This window comes from Roseinatronobacter alkalisoli (assembly GCF_028745735.1).
In the GTDB taxonomy this organism is placed as follows: domain Bacteria; phylum Pseudomonadota; class Alphaproteobacteria; order Rhodobacterales; family Rhodobacteraceae; genus Roseinatronobacter; species Roseinatronobacter alkalisoli.
In genome coordinates this window covers 44,820-64,510 of sequence record NZ_JAQZSM010000022.1, presented here as the reverse complement: position 1 = coordinate 64,510, position 19,691 = coordinate 44,820, and the positions used below count along the sequence as shown (strand labels likewise).

The 19,691-nt window shown below is 61.1% G+C and carries 14 protein-coding genes and 4 pseudogenes; 11 read left to right on the top strand and 7 right to left on the bottom strand.

Features of this window, described 5'->3' with window-relative positions:
• Nucleotides 1-88 precede the first annotated feature (88 nt).
• Nucleotides 89-799 (bottom strand): ParA family protein, encoded by a 711-nt coding sequence (locus PUT78_RS18025; protein WP_274353661.1) that lies wholly within the window; start codon nt 797-799, stop codon nt 89-91.
• On the opposite strand from PUT78_RS18025, the pseudogene PUT78_RS23855 reads away from it, so the two are divergent.
• A pseudogene (locus PUT78_RS23855) lies at nt 783-1,031 on the top strand (type II toxin-antitoxin system RelE/ParE family toxin); the annotation flags it as partial. The gene PUT78_RS18025 and the pseudogene PUT78_RS23855 sit on opposite strands and share 17 nt — an antisense overlap.
• 14 nt (nt 1,032-1,045) lie before the next feature.
• Here the strand turns inward: PUT78_RS23855 and PUT78_RS23850 are convergent.
• Nucleotides 1,046-1,237, bottom strand: a complete 192-nt coding sequence (locus PUT78_RS23850) for a type 2 periplasmic-binding domain-containing protein (RefSeq protein ID WP_420793520.1) — start codon at nt 1,235-1,237, stop codon at nt 1,046-1,048.
• A gap of 405 nt (nt 1,238-1,642) precedes the next feature.
• Here PUT78_RS23850 and PUT78_RS18015 point away from each other — a divergent pair, with 405 nt between their 5' ends.
• The 7 genes from PUT78_RS18015 to PUT78_RS17985 all read left to right on the top strand — a co-directional run bounded on the left by PUT78_RS18015 (nt 1,643) and on the right by PUT78_RS17985 (nt 8,177).
• A complete protein-coding gene (locus tag PUT78_RS18015) occupies nt 1,643-2,134 on the top strand; it encodes an alanine racemase (RefSeq protein ID WP_274353662.1) in 492 nt (163 codons plus the stop codon).
• Nucleotides 2,135-2,208: 74 nt separating this feature from the next.
• Complete coding sequence (locus PUT78_RS18010; protein WP_274353660.1) at nt 2,209-2,634, top strand: type III PLP-dependent enzyme domain-containing protein; 426 nt, start codon at nt 2,209-2,211, stop codon at nt 2,632-2,634.
• Nucleotides 2,635-2,969: 335 nt separating this feature from the next.
• A complete protein-coding gene (locus PUT78_RS23730) occupies nt 2,970-3,536 on the top strand; it encodes an ornithine cyclodeaminase family protein (RefSeq protein WP_337994700.1) in 567 nt (188 codons plus the stop codon).
• Nucleotides 3,537-3,805: 269 nt separating this feature from the next.
• On the top strand, nt 3,806-4,801 hold the full coding sequence (locus PUT78_RS18000) for an ornithine cyclodeaminase family protein (RefSeq protein ID WP_274353659.1): 996 nt from the start codon (nt 3,806-3,808) through the stop codon (nt 4,799-4,801).
• A 3-nt stretch (nt 4,802-4,804) separates the two neighbouring features.
• Nucleotides 4,805-5,788, top strand: a complete 984-nt coding sequence (locus tag PUT78_RS17995; RefSeq protein ID WP_274353658.1) for a threonine ammonia-lyase — start codon at nt 4,805-4,807, stop codon at nt 5,786-5,788.
• On the top strand, nt 5,785-6,852 hold the full coding sequence (locus PUT78_RS17990) for a phosphotransferase (RefSeq protein ID WP_274353657.1): 1,068 nt from the start codon (nt 5,785-5,787) through the stop codon (nt 6,850-6,852). The genes PUT78_RS17995 and PUT78_RS17990 overlap by 4 nt, the downstream gene beginning before the upstream one ends.
• A complete protein-coding gene (locus PUT78_RS17985) occupies nt 6,849-8,177 on the top strand; it encodes an aspartate aminotransferase family protein (RefSeq protein ID WP_274353656.1) in 1,329 nt (442 codons plus the stop codon). The genes PUT78_RS17990 and PUT78_RS17985 overlap by 4 nt, the downstream gene beginning before the upstream one ends.
• An 84-nt stretch (nt 8,178-8,261) precedes the next feature.
• Here the strand turns inward: PUT78_RS17985 and PUT78_RS17980 are convergent.
• A pseudogene (locus PUT78_RS17980) lies at nt 8,262-8,974 on the bottom strand (IS6 family transposase).
• Nucleotides 8,975-9,023: 49 nt separating this feature from the next.
• On the opposite strand from PUT78_RS17980, the pseudogene tnpC reads away from it, so the two are divergent.
• A pseudogene (tnpC, locus tag PUT78_RS17975) lies at nt 9,024-9,895 on the top strand (IS66 family transposase); the annotation flags it as partial.
• A gap of 6 nt (nt 9,896-9,901) precedes the next feature.
• Here tnpC and PUT78_RS23845 read toward each other — a convergent pair.
• Nucleotides 9,902-9,979: pseudogene (locus PUT78_RS23845) on the bottom strand (IS6 family transposase); the annotation flags it as partial.
• Between the two features lie 65 nt (nt 9,980-10,044).
• On the opposite strand from PUT78_RS23845, the gene PUT78_RS17970 reads away from it, so the two are divergent.
• Nucleotides 10,045-10,479, top strand: a complete 435-nt coding sequence (locus PUT78_RS17970; RefSeq protein WP_274353655.1) for a hypothetical protein — start codon at nt 10,045-10,047, stop codon at nt 10,477-10,479.
• 9 nt (nt 10,480-10,488) lie between these two features.
• On the opposite strand, the gene PUT78_RS17965 is transcribed toward PUT78_RS17970, so the two are convergent.
• The gene (locus PUT78_RS17965) at nt 10,489-11,202 is read right to left on the bottom strand and encodes a hypothetical protein (protein WP_274353654.1); all 714 of its coding nucleotides are present in this window, start codon (nt 11,200-11,202) and stop codon (nt 10,489-10,491) included.
• A gap of 65 nt (nt 11,203-11,267) precedes the next feature.
• Between PUT78_RS17965 and PUT78_RS17960 the strand changes: the two genes are divergently transcribed.
• On the top strand, nt 11,268-11,951 hold the full coding sequence (locus PUT78_RS17960; RefSeq protein ID WP_274353653.1) for an IS6 family transposase: 684 nt from the start codon (nt 11,268-11,270) through the stop codon (nt 11,949-11,951).
• 106 nt (nt 11,952-12,057) lie between these two features.
• Here the strand turns inward: PUT78_RS17960 and PUT78_RS17955 are convergent, their stop codons facing one another.
• On the bottom strand, nt 12,058-14,652 hold the full coding sequence (locus PUT78_RS17955; protein WP_274353652.1) for a PKD domain-containing protein: 2,595 nt from the start codon (nt 14,650-14,652) through the stop codon (nt 12,058-12,060).
• The gene (locus PUT78_RS17950; protein ID WP_274353651.1) at nt 14,649-19,622 is read right to left on the bottom strand and encodes a hypothetical protein; all 4,974 of its coding nucleotides are present in this window, start codon (nt 19,620-19,622) and stop codon (nt 14,649-14,651) included. The genes PUT78_RS17955 and PUT78_RS17950 overlap by 4 nt, the downstream gene beginning before the upstream one ends.
• Nucleotides 19,623-19,691: the final 69 nt, after the last annotated feature.

Genomic DNA, 19,691 nt, shown 5'->3' with positions numbered 1-19,691 from the left:
TGGCCAGTCCTGCCCATGATCGCGTGAAATCACTGCCCGCGATCGCGTGAAACAGGTGCCCGCCTTCCCGTGAAATCGCTGCCCACGATCAGCTGAAATCAGTGCCCGCCATCATGCGAAACGCGCACGCTTTCATCAGACGATCGATGACCACCTGCGCATAGTCGCGTGCATTCTCGATGGCAGATGTGACCTGCCTTTGCGCCTTCTCGGTGGCTGAGGCGGCTTTTCCCGTCATTTCCTCGGCCACCAGATCAGGAAGCTCGGCCAGAAGGACATTGTCGCGGAATATTCGCGTATAGGGTGCACGCCGCGCGATCCGCACTGGCAGGGTGTTGATGTTGTTAGCCTCCATTTCCTGCCGCACTTCCCGTTCGTCTGTAGTCAGGAAGGCCGCATTTGTGCGTGCAAAGAGCAAGGTATAAGCGATAGGGCTGCGGATCATGCGTGATGTGGTTTCGCCCAGGCGCACCGCCTGGGCGGCTTGCCGTGCCTCCATCGGGGAGCCATCCATCGGGATGATGCACAGGTCTGTGCGCGACAGGGCAAAGGTGACGATCTGATCCTTCGACCCTTCCAGAGCGATGATGAGATAATCGGCCTCTGAGGCCAACCCGTCGATCAAGGCCACTGTGTCTTCGGCTTGAGGGCGGGAATGAACCGAAAACGGCACCTGCCGTCCTGCCTCTGTGCGCCCGCGCGCCCAAGCCAGAATATTGGCGTTGGGATCAAGGGCAAGAACATCTTGCTCTATTGGTACCTCATGCGTTACTATATAACATATAATCGAGCTCGTCATCTATACCACCGAGGATGGAAAAGCGCCGTTCACGGACTGGTCCGACTGTCTTGACACGGCGGCCGCTCTGAAATTCCGCACCGCGCTTGCCCGAATAGAGACTGGTAATCTGGGCGACGTGAAGCCGGTAGGGCAGGGGGTCTCGGAACGACGTATCATGTTCGGACCGGACTATCGCGTCTATTTTGGTCAAGATGGCGGAAAGCTGGTGATCTTGCTCTGTGGCGGCCTGAAGGCGCGCGTCGTTCAGATCATTGGCGCCGCGCCGATCTCCGCCGTGAGCCGGTCAACGAACTTATCTATACGAAGCGAGCGTACGGCGCGTGGGTTCAGCAAAGCCAAGATGTCGGCGTCCGGAAGCGACCAGTCCTGCAACACGCGCACCAATCTGCCGGCACTCAGATCGGTCGAAACACTCCATTCAGAGCGTTCGACGATACCGTAGCCATCCAGCGCCCAGCCACGCAGCGCTTAGCCATCGTTGCAACCAAAGACCGGCTGCACGCGCAGGCTTCTCTCAACACCGTCCGGACCTGTCAGTGGCCAAAGGGTGGTGTCGGCCCGGTTCTCGTGAACCACGCCGACTCTGTGGGCCGACATGTCTTCGGGGCGCTGCGGAAGGCCGAAGCGTCTGGCATACTCGGGCGACGCGACAAGGAAGCGGCGGTTCGAGGCAAGTTTGCGCTGCGTGATTCTCAGGTTCGGCAACCGTCCGACATGGACCTGACCAGCCCAGCCGCTCTGCCCACACCAGCGCTGCTATTGGACGAGGAGCGGATGATGCAGAACATCGCGTGACTGGCCAAGCGCGCGGAAAGATTGGGTGTTTCGCTACGCCCTCATGTGAAAACTGCGAAATCCGTCGAAGTCGCACGCCGGTTGACGGGCGGTATGCCCGGTCCGATTACGGTGTCGACCCTGGCCGAAGCAGAAGTGTTCTTCGACGCAGGGCACGATGATATTCTCTACGCAGTCGGAATCTCGCCGCAGAAGCTGGAACGGGTGCAGGCGCTGCGTGCGCGTGGCTGCTATCTCGTGGTGATCCTCGACTGCGAAGCGCAGGCGCAGGCCGTGGTGCAGTCGGACGTTCCCGCCCTGATCGAAATTGACAGCGACGGACATCGCGGCGGGCTTCGACCGGATGATCCTTCACTGGTCCGGATCGGACGCACCCTACACGACGCCGGGTGTCTGCGCGGTGTGATGACCCATGCGGGCGAAAGCTACAATGTTTGCGGCGGACTGCTCATGCCAACTTTGCAGAACTGGAACGCACAGCCGCCGTTTCGGCCGCCGGGGTGCTGCATGACGCGGGGCTGCCGTGCCCGGTCGTAAGTGTCGGATCAACCCCGACCGCCCACGCCGCGCGCGATCTGACTGGCGTGACGGAACTGCGGGCCGGGGTCTACATGTTCTTCGACCTCGTGATGGCGGGGATAGACGTCTGCGCCGTGGACGACATCGCTATCAGCGTGCTGACGACCGTCATTGGACATCAGCCGGCAAGGGGATGGACGATGATTGACGCGGGCTGGATGACCCTGTCGCGCGATCGCGGCACGGCGGTGCAGGATGTGGATCAGGGCTATGGTCTGGTCTGCTACGTGAATGGCCGCGTTTTGCCCGACCTTATTGTAAGTAGCGTTAATCAGGAGCATGGGATCATCTCGCACCGTTCCGGTGTGGATGGTGTAATGCCGGACCTGCCCGTCGGCACCCGCCTGAGGATCCTGCCCAACCACGCCTGCGCAACGGCCGCGCAGCATGACCGCTACAACGTGCTGCCGCAGGACGGCGGGCCAATGCAGATATGGCCCCGTTTCGGCGGCTGGTAAGGGGATAGCCATGATGGTCATAACTGAAGCGCAGTCTTCTGCCATCGTTACGCTGGAACTTGCCTTCAAGGCGGTGCGCGATGCGTTCATCGCCGCCGTCGCGCCGGATGCTACAAGTTTTCCGGTAGTGATCGCCCATGCCAGTGACCCGCAGAACCGTTTCACCATCAAATCGGCTTCGGGTGTAGAACTGGCCGGGCTGAAGGTCGGTGGCGATTTTCCAACAAATGATGCACATGGTCTACCGCGCCATGCCTCGACCATTCTGCTGATCGACCAGAACACCGGACGCATCGGTTGCTACCGCACCGCCGCAGCGGATGCGGTGGCAACCGATGCTCTGGCGAGTCCTGACCCTGTTCGGAACCGGTCATCAGGCCGCCTACGAGGCGCGTTCTGTCGCGCGCATCCGAAAGCTGTCCCGTCTGCTGGTGGTCGGCAGAGACCCCGCGCGCACCGATGCTTTTGTCGAACGGTTGCGCAGCGCAGGGTTACCGGCCGAGGCCGCGACGGCGGAAGCGGCTGTCCGTGTCGCAGATATCATTGTCACAGCGACGACGGCCACCCGGCCGCTGTTCAAGGCCGAATGGGTCCGTCCGGGAACGCATATTTCCTCAATGGGCTCGGACTCCAAGGGCAAACAGGAACTTCCCGACGATCTTTTCCCACGCGCCCGTCTGTTCTGCGATCTTCCGGAACAGTCGGTACGCATCGGCGAATTCCAGCACGCGGACCCCAAGGCACCCCCGACCGCCATCGGAGCGGTTTTGTCTGGCAATGCGGAGGGCCGCCTCAATGAAAGGGAGGTCACGATATTTGACAGCTCGGGCATCTCACTTCAGGATCTGTACATCGCGAAGGCCATCCTTGATCAGAAAACTGCCAGCCCCGCCAGTGGATAGGCAGCGCGAGGACATTCATTGGGCCCATCGCAAGAGGACAAGCAACCTGTAGCGCCTTGTACGGCAGATTCTGTTGCGATGCAGAACTTCAACGCCATCTTTCGCTGCCAGCTGCGTCGAATCGGCACGCAAATCCAGTCAGACAGGGTTAGACCATTCGCAGGGAACACCCGTATCAAGGCCATCAGCACAACAGAACAGAAGGTACCATGTCCGATTTTGTCGCCCTCGACCCTGTCCCAAGTTTCACCCGGCGCTAGGAGGAACAGATGGCAACCCTTCTTCTTACCAAAGAACAGGTTCGTGGTCTGATCCGCATGCCCGACGTCATTGCAGCGGTCGAGGACGCGTTTCGCGCCTTCTCCGGCGGCGAGGTCGAACAGCCCCCATATATGGGCCTGCACATGTCCCAATCGGGGGCCGAGATTGACTTCAAAGCCTGCTACCATGCGGGAATGGAACGGGTTTCGCTCAAGGCATCCTCTGGCGGGTTCCGCGATAATCCGGGCCGCTTTGCCCTTCCCAATGGCATGGGCACGGTGTTGTTGTTCGACGGCGCAAGTGGTGCGCTTCTCTGCGCGATGGACGGTAGCCTGCTGACAGGGTTTCGTACCGGCGCGGCGGGGGCGGTCTCGGTCCGGGCCATGGCGCGCGCGGATGCGCGGGTGCTGGCGATGATCGGCACTGGCAATCAGGCACGCATGCAGGTTCGCGCCATCCGCGAGGTGAGCGAAATCGACCGCATTCACGCCTGGGGTCGCTCGCCGGCGGGGCTCGCCGCGTTCAAAACGGACATTGAGGCCGAATTCGGTCTGCCGGTCATCGCCTCAGACAGCGCCCAACTGGCCGTGGCCGAGGCCGACATCGTCGTGACCACCACCCGCGCCAGTGGCGTTGTCCTGCAGGCAGGATGGCTGCAACCGGGCACGCATGTGGTGGCCATCGGGGCAGACCAGAAAGGCAAGCAGGAGCTTGCCCCCGATATTTTCCGCACAGCGCGCATCATTGCCGACAGCCGCGCGCAATGCCGTGAGAAAGGCGAGGTACAGCACGCGATCCGCGCGGGGCTGGTGACGGATGTACATGCCGAGATCGGCGAGGTGCTTCTGGGTCACGCCGCGGGCAGGGAAACCCGCGATCAGGTCACCATCTTCGATTCCACCGGCATGGCCATTCAGGATACCACCACCGCCGCCCTGATCCTGCAGCTTGCACAGGAACGCAGGATTGGCATGCCCTTTGATTTCCTTGCACCAGAGTCGTAACCGATGACAGAATCCCTGACCCTTCAGGACATCCTTGACGCGCGCGAGCGCATCAAATCCTATATCCGCCATACCCCGCTTCTGCGCGCCGACAAGATTGACTCCGCGGCGCGTTGCCAAGTCTGGCTGAAGCCAGAGGTCCTGCAGGTCACCGGGGCCTTCAAGATCCGCGGTGCGCTGAACGCCACGCTGCAACTGCCGCCGGAGCGGGTGGCGCGGGGGTTCATCGCCTCATCTTCGGGCAACCATGCACAGGGTTTGTCATGGGCCGCACGGATGCTGGGCACCAGTGTCACGCTGGTTTTGCCAACAAATACGCCGCCGCTCAAAATCGCCAATACGAGGGCGCTGGGGGCCGAGGTCATCCTGTTCGACGGCGACACCGCCGCGCGTTGGGAACAGGTCTACCGCATCGCCGAGGAACGCGGGCTGGAGACAATCCACGGTTTCGAAGACCCGCGTGTGATGGCAGGGCAGGGAACCATCGGCTGCGAAATCTTTGCCGATCTGCCCGACGTGGACACCGTCATCGTGCCACTGGGCGGTGGCGGGCTGATTTCCGGCGTTGCGACAGCGATCAAAGGGTTGAACCCCAATGTGCGGGTGGTCGCCGCCGAACCGGCGCTGACGCCGAAATACTATCAAAGCCGGATCGAAGGGCGGCGCGTGTCCTTGCCGCTGGGCAACACCATCGCCGACGGGCTGCGCATCAGCGTTCCCGCGCAGAACCCCTGGCCGATCATCGAACGTCATGTCGATGAAATCGTGCTGGTCGAAGATGAACATATCGTAGCTGGCATGCACGCCATTGCACGCGACGCCAAGTTGATTGCGGAACCTGCGGCCAGCATCGGGATTGGCGCGCTTCTCGCCGGGGCGGTCAATGTCCGGCCCGATGAAGAGGTCTGTGTGCTGCTCACCGGCGGTAACTGGGATCTGGTCGATCTGGCCGAGGTTTACGCCCGGAACCTGCCAGGCGCGCCATGAATGCCGTCGCCGCTCAGCATTGGTTTCAGACGGCGGCCCGTAACCTTGCGCGTCGCGCCGTCCCTGACGAAGCCGAACGCGCCGCCGCGCTGCTGGATCGCCATTATGGCCTGACGGGTGAAATCACCCCACTTTCTTCCGAGGTGGAGCGCACCGCCGAGGTTCGCCTGCATGATGGTCGCTCCCTGATTTTCAAGACCGCAACCCGGCCCGAGGCGATTGAGAGTTTTCGCTTTCAAAGCGCAGCCCTTGCCGCTGTTCAGGGCGCTCCGGGAATCAGGGTGTCCGAACTGGTACCTACGCGCCAGGGTAAGCTGATGTTCGTGGCCGAGGGCGCCTGCGGCTACCTGCAAACCCGGCTGGAGGGCGAAGCCCTGCACCGCGCGCCCTTGACCGAGGCGTTAATCTTTGACACCGGCGCAGCGGTGGCACGGCTGGGGCAGGCGTTGGAGCGTGCCGAGGTGCTCGCTGCGCGCCGTCCGGTTTTGTGGAACATCGCCTGCTGGCCGCATCTGATGGATTTCGCCACCCACCTGCCCCCCGGCCCACTGGCCGATCAGGTGCGCGCGGCCATGGCGGATTACGCCACCCATATCGCGCCGCGCCTGCCCGATCTCGACTGGCAGGTCACCCATAACGACCCGAGCCCCCATAATATGATCCTCACCGCTGATGGGCCGAGCTTCATCGACTTCGGCGATGGCGGTTGGAACCCGCGCTTGCAGGATCTGGCAATTGCCGGCGGTTATATGGTCACCGACCCTTTGCAACCCCTTGGCGGGGCGACACCGCTGGTGGCGGGCTATGCCTCGGTTCAGCCATTGTCGGCGCTTGAGGCGGAGCTTCTGGTCGGGCTGATGCGCGCGCGGCAGGCGGCGCTGATCCTGATTAACCGCTGGCGCTCGCATCTCTTTCCCGACGAGGCCGCCTATATCAACAAGAACCTTGGCCGCGCGGAACGGGGTCTTGAAATCCTCTCTGCGCTGGACGACACTTCTGCCACCGCAGCCGTCACGGCCGCATTGGCCTTGCCCCACCCTCATCTGACAGGCCAGATCCCATGACAACCGATCTCATGCCCAACCGTTTCCGCCCCGGTGACAGCGTGCTTCCAGAGCGCGAGGCCGAGCTGATCGCCCGCCGCGATGCGGTTTTGGGGGCCTCTTACCGGCTGCAATACCGAAAGCCCGTACATTTTGTGCGCGGCGAGGGGATGTGGCTTTATGACCCTGACGGGCGCGCCTATCTGGATTTCTACAACAATGTCCCCTCGCTGGGTCACTGCAACCCCGAGGTCAACGCCGCCATGACCGATCAGGCCGGACGGATCAGCGCCAACACGCGCTACCTTGAGCCCCGGCTGGTCGACTACGCTGAACGGCTGACCGCCACCTTCCCCGACGAGATCGACCGCGTGGTCTTCACCTGCACGGGCAGCGAGTCGAACGACCTCGCGCTGCGCATCGCGCGGCTGGCCAGCGGCGGCGAGGGGGTGATCGTGTCGTCCTATGCCTATCACGGCACCAGTGCTGCGGTGGCGGGTGTCTCTCCCAATCTGGGCGAAGCGGTGCAGCTTAGTCCCTTCGTGCGGATGGTCACTCTGCCCGGCCCCGCAGGCGTGCCCGAGGCACAGGCCGCCGCGCATTTTGAGGCCGAGGTGCGCGCCGCGATCCATGACCTAAAGCGCCGGGGCATCGGCGTTGCGGCGCTGCTGCTTGACAGCATCTTTTCCAGCGATGGCGTCTGGACCGACCCGCCGGGCTTCATCGCGGGTGGTGCCCAGGCCGTGCGCGACGCGGGTGGGCTGATTATCTGCGACGAGGTACAGCCAGGTTTCGGCCGCACCGGCGCGCATATGTGGGGGTTTCAGCACCATGGGATCGTGCCCGACCTCGTGACACTCGGCAAACCGATGGGTAACGGGTTCCCCATCGGCGCGGTGGTAGGGCGAAAGGCACCGATGGAGCGCTTCGGCGTCACCGCGCGATATTCCAACACATTTGCGGGCAATACCATTGGCATCGCCTGTGCCGATGCAGTGCTGACGATCATCGAACGCGACGGTATCCTTGGCCATGTGCAGACCATGGGCGCGCGGCTGCACAAAGGACTGGAAGCGCTGGCCACCCGCCAGCCCACCCTGCGCGCTATCCGGAACGCTGGGCTGTTTTTCGGTATCGACATTGGCGCCCCGGACAGCGCGCCGGCGGCGCGGCGCAAGCTGGCGCTGGATCTGGTCAATGCGCTGCGCGAGGACGCGGTGATGATCTCCACCACCGGGGCGAATGAGGACACGCTCAAAGTGCGCCCGCCCCTGATCTGCGAGGCCGGTCATGTGGACCTGTTCTTGAGCAGTCTTGACCGCGCGCTTGGGAGTATTTCACTGTGACACCGGTGGTTTAGTCCTGGCAGATGAGCGGATAATCTTTGGGATTGCCAAGTTGTTTGGGACGGTGATCTGCACCTCGTGCATTCATGCGGTCATTTCACGGGTATACTCGACCCACAACCCGAAGGCATCAGCACGGGCGGGGCGATAGGACGTGGCTGTCAGTCGGTAGCGGCGGGGTTTGAAGATCGTATTGATTTGGTCATGTGCGGCGAGAAAGCGCTGCGCCTGGCATGGAGACTTGAAGCGGCCCATGATCTTCTCCCGCCTTCGGGTAGGGCTGTGGCTGCCCTCGATCCAGTTGTTGAGGCCTTTGTGAGCGCGGTGGTCCGCATCGGGCGCCAGACGCGCAATCGGCTTTATATAACTGCGCAGCTTGTCGGTGATGACAACCCTCGGCTGACTAAAACGCGCGATCAGCCGGTTCAGCAAACGCCTTGCAGTCTTGGCGTTGCGGCGCCTCTCGAATCAAGATTTCAAGCGTGTCCCCATCAGCATCGACAGCCCGCCAGAGCCATTGTTTTACCCCGTTGATCGAGACCACGACCTCGTCCAGATGCCATTTGTCATTTGGTCGGGGACGGTCCCGGCGGATGCATGCCGCGAAATGCGCGCCAAACCGATTGACCCAAAGACGTATAGCTTCTCGGCTGACAATGACACCCCCGTTCCGCCAAGAGATCCTCGACATCCGCCGTGCTGAGCGCAAACCTGTGATAGGCCCAGACCGCATAAGCGACGATCTCGCGGGGGAAACGAAAGCCTTTCAGGCGCGGCAGAGAGGATGGTATACTCATGACCGCACACCTACGCCAATCGCGCAGCGCAAACAACTTGGCAATGCCGAAGCCAGTGGTCGACCGGCTGGCCACCCACCTGAAACGGTCCGGCAAGCTGTTCATGGACGAAACGACAGCCCCGGTGCTGGACCCGGGGCGCGGCAAGACGAAGACTGGATATCTCTGGGCACTGGCCCGCGATGACCGCCCCTGGGGCGGCGAGGACCCGCCCGGAGTGGTTTACTTCTACGCCCCCGGCCGCGCGGGCGAGAATGCCGAAACCTTCCTGACCGGCTTCGATGGCGTCCTGCAGATCGACGGATACCAGGGCTACAACCGGCTGACCAAGCCTACCCGCAAGGGCGGCGATCCCGTTCGGGTGGCCCATCGCTGGGCGCATGCAAGGCGCAAGCTGAAGGAAGTCTTCGACCGCGATGGCTCCAACATCGCTGCCGAAGGTCTGCGCCGCATCGCCGAGTTTTATGCCGTCGAGGCCGATATCCGTGGCGTCTCGCCCGGCCAGCGTCTGTCCGCCCGCCAGGCCCGCACCGCGCCGCTGGTCGCTGCCTTTGGCGACTGGCTTCAGGCACAACGCCGCAAGATATCCAGCAAATCCCGGCTAGGCGAAAAGCTGACCTACATCCATAACCACTGGGATGGGCTGCAAACCTTCCTGACCGATGGACGCGTGGAAATCGACTCCAACAGGGTCGAGAACCTGATCCGCCCCATCGCCCTCAATCGCAAGAACGCACTCTTCGCAGGTCACGACGAAGGCGCCGAGAACTGGGCCATGCTGGCCTCGCTGGTCGCCACCTGCAAGATGTCCGACGTGAACCCCGTCGACTATCTCGCCACCACCCTGCGCGCCACCCGCAGAGCGGCATCGAAGACCTCATGCCATGGCGCTTCAACCAGCCGTCAAGCCTCGCCGCATAGGGTCACGACGTCGCGCTTACGATAGAAGAACACCGCGAACAGGATCACCGATGTCGGATAATGCGCGCCTTTGAAGTCAACCATCGTCACCATCCAATCATCCCAGAGAACTCACCTCCTACAGCGCTGCACCCTGCCGGGCTACCCAAATGCCCGAAATATTTGCGACAGAACCGATAGCCTTTTTCTACGATCTTCTATCCAGTAGAGCTCGATGCATAAAAAAGAGCGCTAAATACGCTATTAAGAGCGGCACTAAAGAAACAACAAACCCGAGCAAGAGTGATGACACTGGCGATATCAAACCAAATAAACTACGTCTAAGAGGTTGGGTTTCAAACAGAACATATGAAATGAATCCGAAAAGTAGTTTATTAATAAATGAAAACAACAGAATTGTAAAAATTGACAGTACAAATTTCACACGATACAATACCAAAATAGAAACTATTGCAGATCCAAAGAAAAACATAAAAACTGTATTTATCTCAGGCCTTATGTTGTCGGTCGACAGAGGCTCTCCTATTACAACTGCGGTCAACAAAAATAGCGCGTACAAAAATATTGCGACGCCAAAGAAATAAAAGATAAACTTACTTATTCTGCATATAATCATCGCTATCTCCACTATCATCGCTATCTCTGTCAGAGCGGTCGTCTATCAGCATAGAAGCTCCATCATTCGGAGAAGTCGCCTGCCCAAACAGCTGCCGAGGTTCAAATTCTTTTACTTCCCGGACTCTGCCGGTTGCCACGAGAGATTGCATCTCACGCGCAAGTCTCTGGGGGAACATTGATCCAGAAAGATCGCTGAATTCAGGAATTTCTCTGATAGCATCAGAACAGGCAGTTGCACAGTACAGAAACGTGCCCCCTGCACTGTTCAAGACCCAGCCGATCAAAATTTCGTCCTGTGTAGGACTTGTGTTCAATCCGTATATAGCGACTGGATTAGTGCCATCGCCAGTTTGATATGACAGAAATGAACCGAAATTCGAGATCGCGTCACCTCCTCCCAAAAGTTCTCTAGTACCCATCACAGATCTGGATTTTACTCCTTCAGAGGTTGGCATAAAAGATCCGTTGGGATCATATATCGCGTTCGGGCCCCCTTGATTAACCACAACAATGGATGCATGATCATACGCCCACATTGACCTACTGCCATTACCGCTAATTACAACGAACGCCTCATTCCCATTCGGATCGAGCTTGTTGACCGGGTCGTTGAAGGAATAGCTGTACCGGTTGGTTCCGACGCCGTGTTGAGTGACCTCGAACGGTTCTGTCGCAAATATTTCGGGCATTCGTGTAGCCCGGCAGGGTGCAGCGCTGTAGGAGGTGACTTCGCAGAGATGACTGGACGGTGACGATGGTTGACTTCAAGGGCGCGCATTATCCGAAATCGGTGATCTTGTTCGCAGTGTTTTTCTATCTGCGATATCCGGTTTCTTATCGTGATCTTAAAGAGATTATGCAGGAGCGCGGTGTCGATGTTGACCATGCAACGATGAACCGCTGGGTAGTAAAGTACTCGCCTTTAATCGCGGCTCAGGCACAAACGAAAAAGCGACCGACAGCGAAGTCGTGGCGCATGGACGAGACGTACATCAAGGTTAAGGGCAAGTGGATGTATCACTACCGCGCGGTGGATCGAAACGGCGAAACCCTTGATTTTATGCTGTCTGAGCGCCGCGACAAGCCGGCGGCGCGGCGCTTCTTCCGGCGCGCCATCGGTAACAATGGTGTCCCTGACCGCATCGTGATCGACAAAAGCGGCGCAAACCTGGCTGGGCTGGAAGCCGTGAATGTTATCCTCAAACTCACCGGAACAGGTCAGATGATCAAGATCCTACAGGTTAAATATCTGAACAATATCATTGAGCAGGATCATCGGTCCATCAAGCGCATCACGGGGCGGATGCTCGGCTTCAAAGCGTTCCTTTCTGCTTCCGCCACTCTCGATGGGATCGAGACCGCGCACATGATCCGTAAGGGGCAATTCCACGCCAATGGCTTGAACGCATTTCAGCAATTCGCTCTGCTCGCAGCATAAGTCTGTCCAGCGTCAGCCTACCACTCAACCATGTTGAAAATTTGCGACAGAACCGGCCTCAGCTTCCACCGAAGTCACGCGCTATAAGCAACTTGGCAATGCTACTTCAATTAATCGTGGCGCGGATTGTGAGCGTTGCTGACGTATTTGCTTCGATGACACCGTCCCTGATCTCAACCCTGCATTCTATGCCCGAGCAGCCCTGTGTGAAAACCAGTGATGTTCCCGTTCCCCAACCTGATCCTAGTTCAGTGACGCGTAATTTCAGGCTTTCGGGCAACGCATCAATCAGAGTGATGCCTTGTGCCGCGACGGGGCCGCTGTTTTCGACGCTGATTACATATTGGATGCAGGCACCGGGAATTGCGGCGGGGTTTCCCGGCTCGGTGGGAGGGGTCGCGTTAAGGTTTTCACAATTGCTGCCGTCTTCTGAGAATACCGTGACCGTCTTACTGGCTGTCAGGTCTGCGACGCCTTGCACTGTGATGGTGACGGTATCGGTCGAGGTCAGGCCAAAATCATCCGTCACGGTGAGTTGGAATACAAGGGTGTCCTGCGCGCCGCTTACAGGCTGGGCCGGGGTGAAGCTGGGGGTGAGGGAGGACGCACCGCCCAGCGCAACAGGCGGGCCAGAGGTTTGAGCCCACGCGTAGCTGACGATGTTTCCGTCGGGATCAAATGTGCCGGCCCCGTCCAACGTCACCTGCAGACCGGGAAAGGCTGTGGCATCCGGCCCGGCATTGGCGGTGGGGCCGGTATTGATAACATAGCGCAGGATCACGACTCCAGAGCCGCCCGTGCCGCCCTGAGAGGCTATGCCGTTATCCCCGACTCTGCCGCCCGCGCCGCCGCCGCCAAGGCCATTGACGCCGTTCTCGCCCGCCGCCTGATTGTTGCGCGAAGCGCCGCCACCGCCCAGGCCGCCGCTGTTTGACTGAACCAGATTGTCCCGAATATCACCGCCGCCTGCGCCTCCGCCTCCGTAGAAGATTTCGTCCCCGGTGATGTCCGATGAGATACCGTCGCCACCCCGGCCTGCGAACGAGGTGGTGCCCGCTGCCCCGGATTGCCCGGCACCGCCCCCGCCTCCCCCTGAAGAGTCGCCCAAGCCGATTGTTCCGGTTGCGCCATTGAACCCTTGCCCGGCAGTCCCCGTGCCGCCTGTTCCCTGATGCGAGCCTCCGCCGCCTGACGCGCCAGTCCGACCATTGCCTATCAACGTGCTTGAGTTGTAGGTCCCACCCCCGCCTCCGCCCAAGGCGCTCACACCGAAGACGCTGCTGGGCTGGCCGTCGGCACCGCCCTGAACAGGGGCGGTGGGCCAGGTTGTGCGCGAGTCCCCGGCCCCGCCACTTCCGACCGTGACTGGATATGTCCCGGCAGGTTGGAGGCTTGTGTTCGGCCGAACCCCGCCTGCGCCCCCGCCACCCCCAGCGACGGCACCACCGCCACCGCCACCGCCGACGATCAGGTATTCAATCGTCCCCGCGCTGTTAAGATTGAAATCTGCACTTTCGGTGAAGCTATGTACCCTCCATGTCACATTCTCGCTGAGGTCGTTGAACTGAGTGACTGTATTCCCACCACTGCCGGAGGGCGGAGGCGGGTTGACAGAGGACAGGACCGTGACAGTGATCTGGTCGGTCGAACTCGCACCGAAGGCATCGGTGACGGTCAGTTGAAAGGTTAGTGTTTCGGAAGAGCCGTTTGCGGGTTCACCCGCTGTAAAGTTGGCTTGCACAGTATCCGCGTCGGTCAGTGTAACCGTGCTAATTGGCATCTGTGTCCAAGCGTAGCTTATGATATTGTCCTCGGGATCATTCGAGCCGTTGCCGTTAAGTACAATTGGAGAACCGGCGGTTACTGCGATATCCGGTCCCGCATTCGCTGTTGGTGGGAAATTGGCGATGTAGCGCAAGATGACAACGCCACTTTGACCCGCAGTAGATGTCGAAGTGCTGCCGATGTGCTGCCCCCCCCCGCCGAACCAGTTTTGCCCTGCAACGGGGGTGCCACCCAAAGCGCTACCGCCACCGGCATAGATGACTGTCGAACCCGTAATCGTGCTGGAAAGTCCGGCCCCGCCATTGGTGCCAGATCCGTTTGCGCCAGCGCCACCACCACCGCCTGAAGAAAAGGCGGAACTGCCCGCCCCGTTATTGCCCGGTGAGCTGCCAGACCCACCAAATGCTCCTAACAGCACTATCCCGGCCCCACCACCGCTGCCACCGGAAGCCCTGCCATTCGCACCTGAAGCCCCCCCTCCCAGAACGTTTGCGTGCCCACCGCCACCACCGCCACCGACAGTGATGCTGAAAACTGAACTGTCTCCGCCACTTGAACCGCGATTTCCTCCAGAAGTGGATGCAGCACCACCGCCGCCGACAATTACAGGATAGGTTGCGGCGCTGCGTCCAACCGTATTCGTCAGAAAACCGCCCGCACCGCCCCCACCATCCCCGCCACCGCCACCGCCCCCCACGATCAGATGCTGGACTGTGCGCGTGCGAAAAAGATTGAAGGTGCTGGTCCCTGCAGTAGAGAACTGGTGGACGCAGAAGAACTGCCCACCATCCTGAATAAGGCTGACCGTGCCGCCGGTTGCGACTGCGGCGCAGCGCGGGTCAGCAACTGCTGTGCCAGTGGACAGGATCAGTGCCATGGCGGCCGCGCCAAGCGCTTGCCATATGCCCCCCCTCATTTGAACATCCCCCGCAGGCTGTCGGCATCGAATTTCATGCGGAACTGCACGAAGGGACCTGCATCGGTATGGCCAAGGGCCGAGAAATCGGGGTCGTGAAAGCCGGTAAAGTTATAGCCCAGTGACAGCCAGCCATTGTCAAACGGTGTCAGCCCCATCGACAGGCCAAGGCTGTTGGACATCCGGCCTGTGCGTGCGGCATGCAGCATGCTGGCATGCACGCCGATATCGAATTGCTCAGATATGTCGCGGCGATACTCGGCCCCGACAAGGTTCAGCACGTCATTCACTGTGCCGCTGCTCAAACGCGCATGGTCATATTTAAGCCCGTAGCGCAGGTTCAGGAATTCCGTGTCTGACAGGTATTGCGAGCGGTAGACCGAGCCGATCGCGCTCAGGCTCTCGACCCCGTCCTGATCGCGCTGGCGCAATTCGCCTTGCAGCAGCGTGATCGGGTCACGTGGGCCAGCGCGGTGCGCGGCACTGGCCAGTAGTTTCAGATCATGACGCCAGTCTGCGCCGGAATTGCGGGTCAGACCCAGCAGGCCTTCTGCGCCCGCACTCCATGTTTCGGACAGCTCGCCATCCATGCGCAGGCGCAGATTGCCGGTGTCCGTGTCGCGCGTCCGGCGCCATTCCGTATCCGCACCCGCGCCCCAGCTTTCGGCTTCATGGCGCAGGCCCGCGCGCAGGGCGATGAAGCTTTCCGCGATATAGGGGTTGCCGATGGACTGGCCCATCGGCACGCCTGCAGCCCCCAGATCCCATTGCACATCACCGCCCAGATAGGCGGTTAGCCCCTCGCGCAGGGTGTAGCCGTGATCCGCGCCCAGAAACAGCGCCTGACCCTGGTTTTGACCATCGCCCGCCCATGACAGGGCGGTACGATAGGCGCGCCCTTCCTCGGGGGTGAACTCAGCGCCAAAGGTGAAACGCCGCGCCTCAATGCTGGTCTGGCGCTGGCTTTCCACCTCGAATGTGCCGAACACGGACCAGCGTTCGGTCAGAAGATAGCCGAAGGTCAGGTCCAGCTTGTCGCCTGCTCGCGGGGCATCTGGCCGGAGCGAGACTTCGGTGCCTAAAGCCTGTGTCAGGCGGCCATCTTCCGATGTGCCAATGCCCCGGTAGACAAGGCGCAGGTCGCGGGTCAGGCCCGTGGCGTCGTTTGTGTGAATGCCCCTGAAGCCCAGCGATTGGGTTTTGCGTTCGCGCTCACGTGTCAGCAAAACCTCGCCATCGCGCCTACGCACGTCATTGGCGCGATCATTCTCGGCCAGAAGCTGCCCTTCCAGAAGCCACCGCTCTGACGGGGTTTCGGGGTCTGCCCATAGCTGGTGGCGCAGACTCAGCCCGGAAATGATGGTGTCGATATCGGCGTCAGATGCGGTCAGCGCGACATGGCCCCGCTGGCGGCGCAGATAGGCTACGACCTGAGTGCCATCGCGTTCAAATTCGGCGCGCACTTCGCTGCGCAGGCCGGTATCGCTATGGGTGGCAAAGCTGCGCCGCGCATGCAGCATTTCGGCGCTGAGTGTCAGCTCATCCGTGGCCCGGTAGCTGAGGTCAAACCCGGACAGCGTGATCGAAAGAGCTTGCCCTTCCACACGTCGGGCATGCACAGCGGTCACGGCTGCGCGCAGGCGGGGGCTGAGTTCGGCCTCGGCGCGGATACCCGCGATCAAGCCATTGCGCAAATCTTCATCCGCTTCGTAGTCAACCACCAGAATGTTGCGGTGCAACTCTGGTGTGAAGGCGGGTATCGGGCGGCGCAGAAACAACTGGCCGGTCGTGTAGCTGAGAACATAGTCGAGCCCCTGCGCGAGTGTGCGGCTTTGCAATTCCTCGGACGCATCAAACCGCGAGACAGTGACAAGAAGCACTGTCTGCGAATGTGGGATGATGTCCGTGCGGCTGAGGGGGTAGGGGCCGACGGTGCCATTCAGCGGGATGCGATCCTCGACCAGCGCGTTCGAGACTTGAGCGGCAAAGGCCATCACGCGCCAATGTTCATCCTCGAACACCGCACGCGCACCGGTGACTTCATGGTTGATAGCAATACCGCCCGCGTTCAGGTTGGTGTTGAAATCACCGATCAGAAATTCCGCGCCTTCGCGCCGCAGCCGCAGATAGAGGGGAAAGCGGCTTTGCGCGGCATTCCCTTGGGTCGAGCGGTCGCCATAGACAATGTACTCTGCATCAGGGTCGATCCCGTAGAAACTGTCGCTGTCCTGCGCGCTGTCATAGCGCAGGGTCATAAGCCATTCGCCCTTGACCAAGCCTTCGGCAAACAGCGCCACACGGCCTGACAGCGCATTGCCGATTTCGCCATCGCGGCGCATGTGGTCGCGTACGCGTTTGTGCGCGAGCGTGCCTTCGGCCAGACCTACCAGCACCCAGGGGCGCGCCGCAGCGGAGATTGGCACGCGCACACTCAGCTCGCGGCCAGTGGCGGCGATGCTCAGCCGTGCCGCGCCCCCTTCCAGAGTCGGCGCAAGGGTCAGCGGGATGATGCCATCGTTTTGCACTGTGGCAGTTATGCGGCTGCGCGGCGCGCGCTCTGAGGCAGGCGATGATCGGCGCACTGGCCCTGTGGGCGCAAAGCCGAAAGGGGCCTCGATCATCACAGTCACTTGTGTGCCTGGACGTATGGGAATGCCCGCGCGATCGGTCAGGCGCAGGGTAATCTGCGGTTGGCTGCGCCCGTCGCTTTCCAGAGTGCTTGCAGCGCGCACAAGTTCAAGTTGCGCGGGCCGCAAACCATACAGGACATCATGCGTTTGGCGGTGCGACACCTGTCCATTGCTGCCGGTGATGACCAGTGCCAGCGCATTGCGCCCTTCACCAATCCGCACGGCGCGGTAGCGGATCATCTCCCACCGTCCGTCAGAGGACCGGAGTGTCGGTTCGCGCCGGATGCCGGGCACGGCCTCATCATTGACCAGCAACTCGGACTTTGCGCCAACAGGGCGCAGATAGACCACGTCTATCGCCTCGGACCTCGGCAAATGCCCATGGGCGGGGGCGAGGAAACCTGCGCCGTGACGCGCGCCGTGACGATTCAGCCAGTCCTGATCAAACCGTACCAGAGGCGAGCGGTCGGCCTCTGCCGGGGCAGGGGGCGGGGCAGGGTCAAAGGCGCTCTCATCCTCCGGATCGAATTCAAGATAGAACTCGACCCGACCCATCATACCTGGGCGCAACTCCACGAATTGCGAAATCGCGCTGCCTGCACTGCGGGTCGAGGCATAGCACAACACGGGCCGCGCGCCATCGGGCAGGGTGGTCACATCCATCTGCACCACGCGCGGGCGGCGATAGATGTCGCGAAAGGTAAAGCGCCCGTCACTGTCAGTAACGGCAAACTCGCCGTTTTCCAGCAGCACCCGAATGCCTGACAGATCATAGCCGGGATTGGCCCCGCCGCACCCGCCCGCGCTGATCTGCCCCAGAATGGCAACCTGATCCAACCCAAGCGCATCGCGCACTCGCAAGGCATGATCGGCGCGCAGCCTGCGCGTGCCTGCAGTCTGGATTTCACTGCCAGACAAGAGAACCTGCCCCGGTTGCGCGGGCGGGACCACTTGCGCGCCGTAAGTGGCGATAATGGTCTGGCCTGCGAGCACTGAAGGCAGAGCATAGGCCAGCCGCCTGCCGCCAGCAAGAATCTGCGGGGTGAGGGGCTGGCCATCAATCAGAAGGGTTCCGGGCACGAAGGCCACGCCATCAGGGAGCGTGTCATATATCGTCAATGCCCCGCCTTCGGACACTGTGACAGTGACCCTGTACTCGAAAAATTCGCCAATCGCGGCTTTGGAATGTGAGGCATCGCGGGTGATCTGGGCAATCGCAAGAGCGTCCATGGGAATGTCGATGCGCATGGGCAGTCCGGGCACCACATCGAACGGCTCCAGCCGTGAACCCGCGACCAGCGCAAAAGGCGCGCCCGGCAGCGCTTGCAGCGCTGCGTCACTCCGCAGGCTGGGCGCTCTGTGGCTGTCAAGGCCCGTCTCGGCAATCTCAATCCGGTACCGGCCCGGTGCGACATAGGGAAAGCGGTATGCGCCGGGCGGAAACTCATAAACCTGGCCCGCGCTGTCCGTCACCTGTCCGCCTGTCACAAGCGTGGGCGGATACTGCGCCGCCATATCATCGCCAAACACGTGGGCAGGTGCGCCTGTGGCCATGTCGATCAGCGTTAGTTCGACACCGCTGAGCGGCGCGCCGGACTGGCTGTCAAACACCAGCCCCGACGGATTGACCTGGCCGACATGGATTTCGGCAACCAGATTATTGTTCGGGTTGCCGGGGGCTTCATAGCGTACGGTGATGACCGAAAAAGCCTGCGTCGCAAGCTGTCCGTCGCCACTGGGCGAAGGGGCGTTGATGGTGTTGATCCAGCCCGTGAACACGCCTGTATCGGGGCCGGTTTCATATAGGCGCAGGGTTTCGCTGTCACCTGTCAAGGCATCCGTCAGCGTGACAATGGCCGTCTCGATTTGGGACGGGACAAGGTTCAGCCCGGAATCTTCGAGCGTGAAAAAAACCGGCACACCCAGACGGATGCGGTCGGTACGGAACACACGCAAGGGCGCGCTGCGGTCGACGGGTGTGGGGGTGCCGGTCAGGGTCGAGCGGTCAACCGGTTCGGGCAGGGGCAACCACGCATTCTGCCAGTATTCGGCACCCGGAAACAAGATCGTCTCGAACGGGCCATCCGTCAGGCCCTTGTCCAGTTCCCACGCTGTCAGAACGCCACTCGATTGCGGGCGTGCAACAGTGAAGCGGGCCTCGGGCGACAGCCCTTCACCCTGATCAATCCCGCCCACCTGCCATGTGACATGGGCGATATTGACCACCTCGGTTCCCACCGGCGTGCCCTGCGCCACCGCCGACGCAGCAGCCAGCCCGACCACAAGGGCCAGAGCCGCCGCACCCAGACGGCGAATTGCAGAGAGGATAGGAGAGACCATGCAAGGGGGTATCCGCTGCAAAATACTGAAACGGGAGCGCACGCGGCCCAGAGCGAGCCGCGCGCTTGT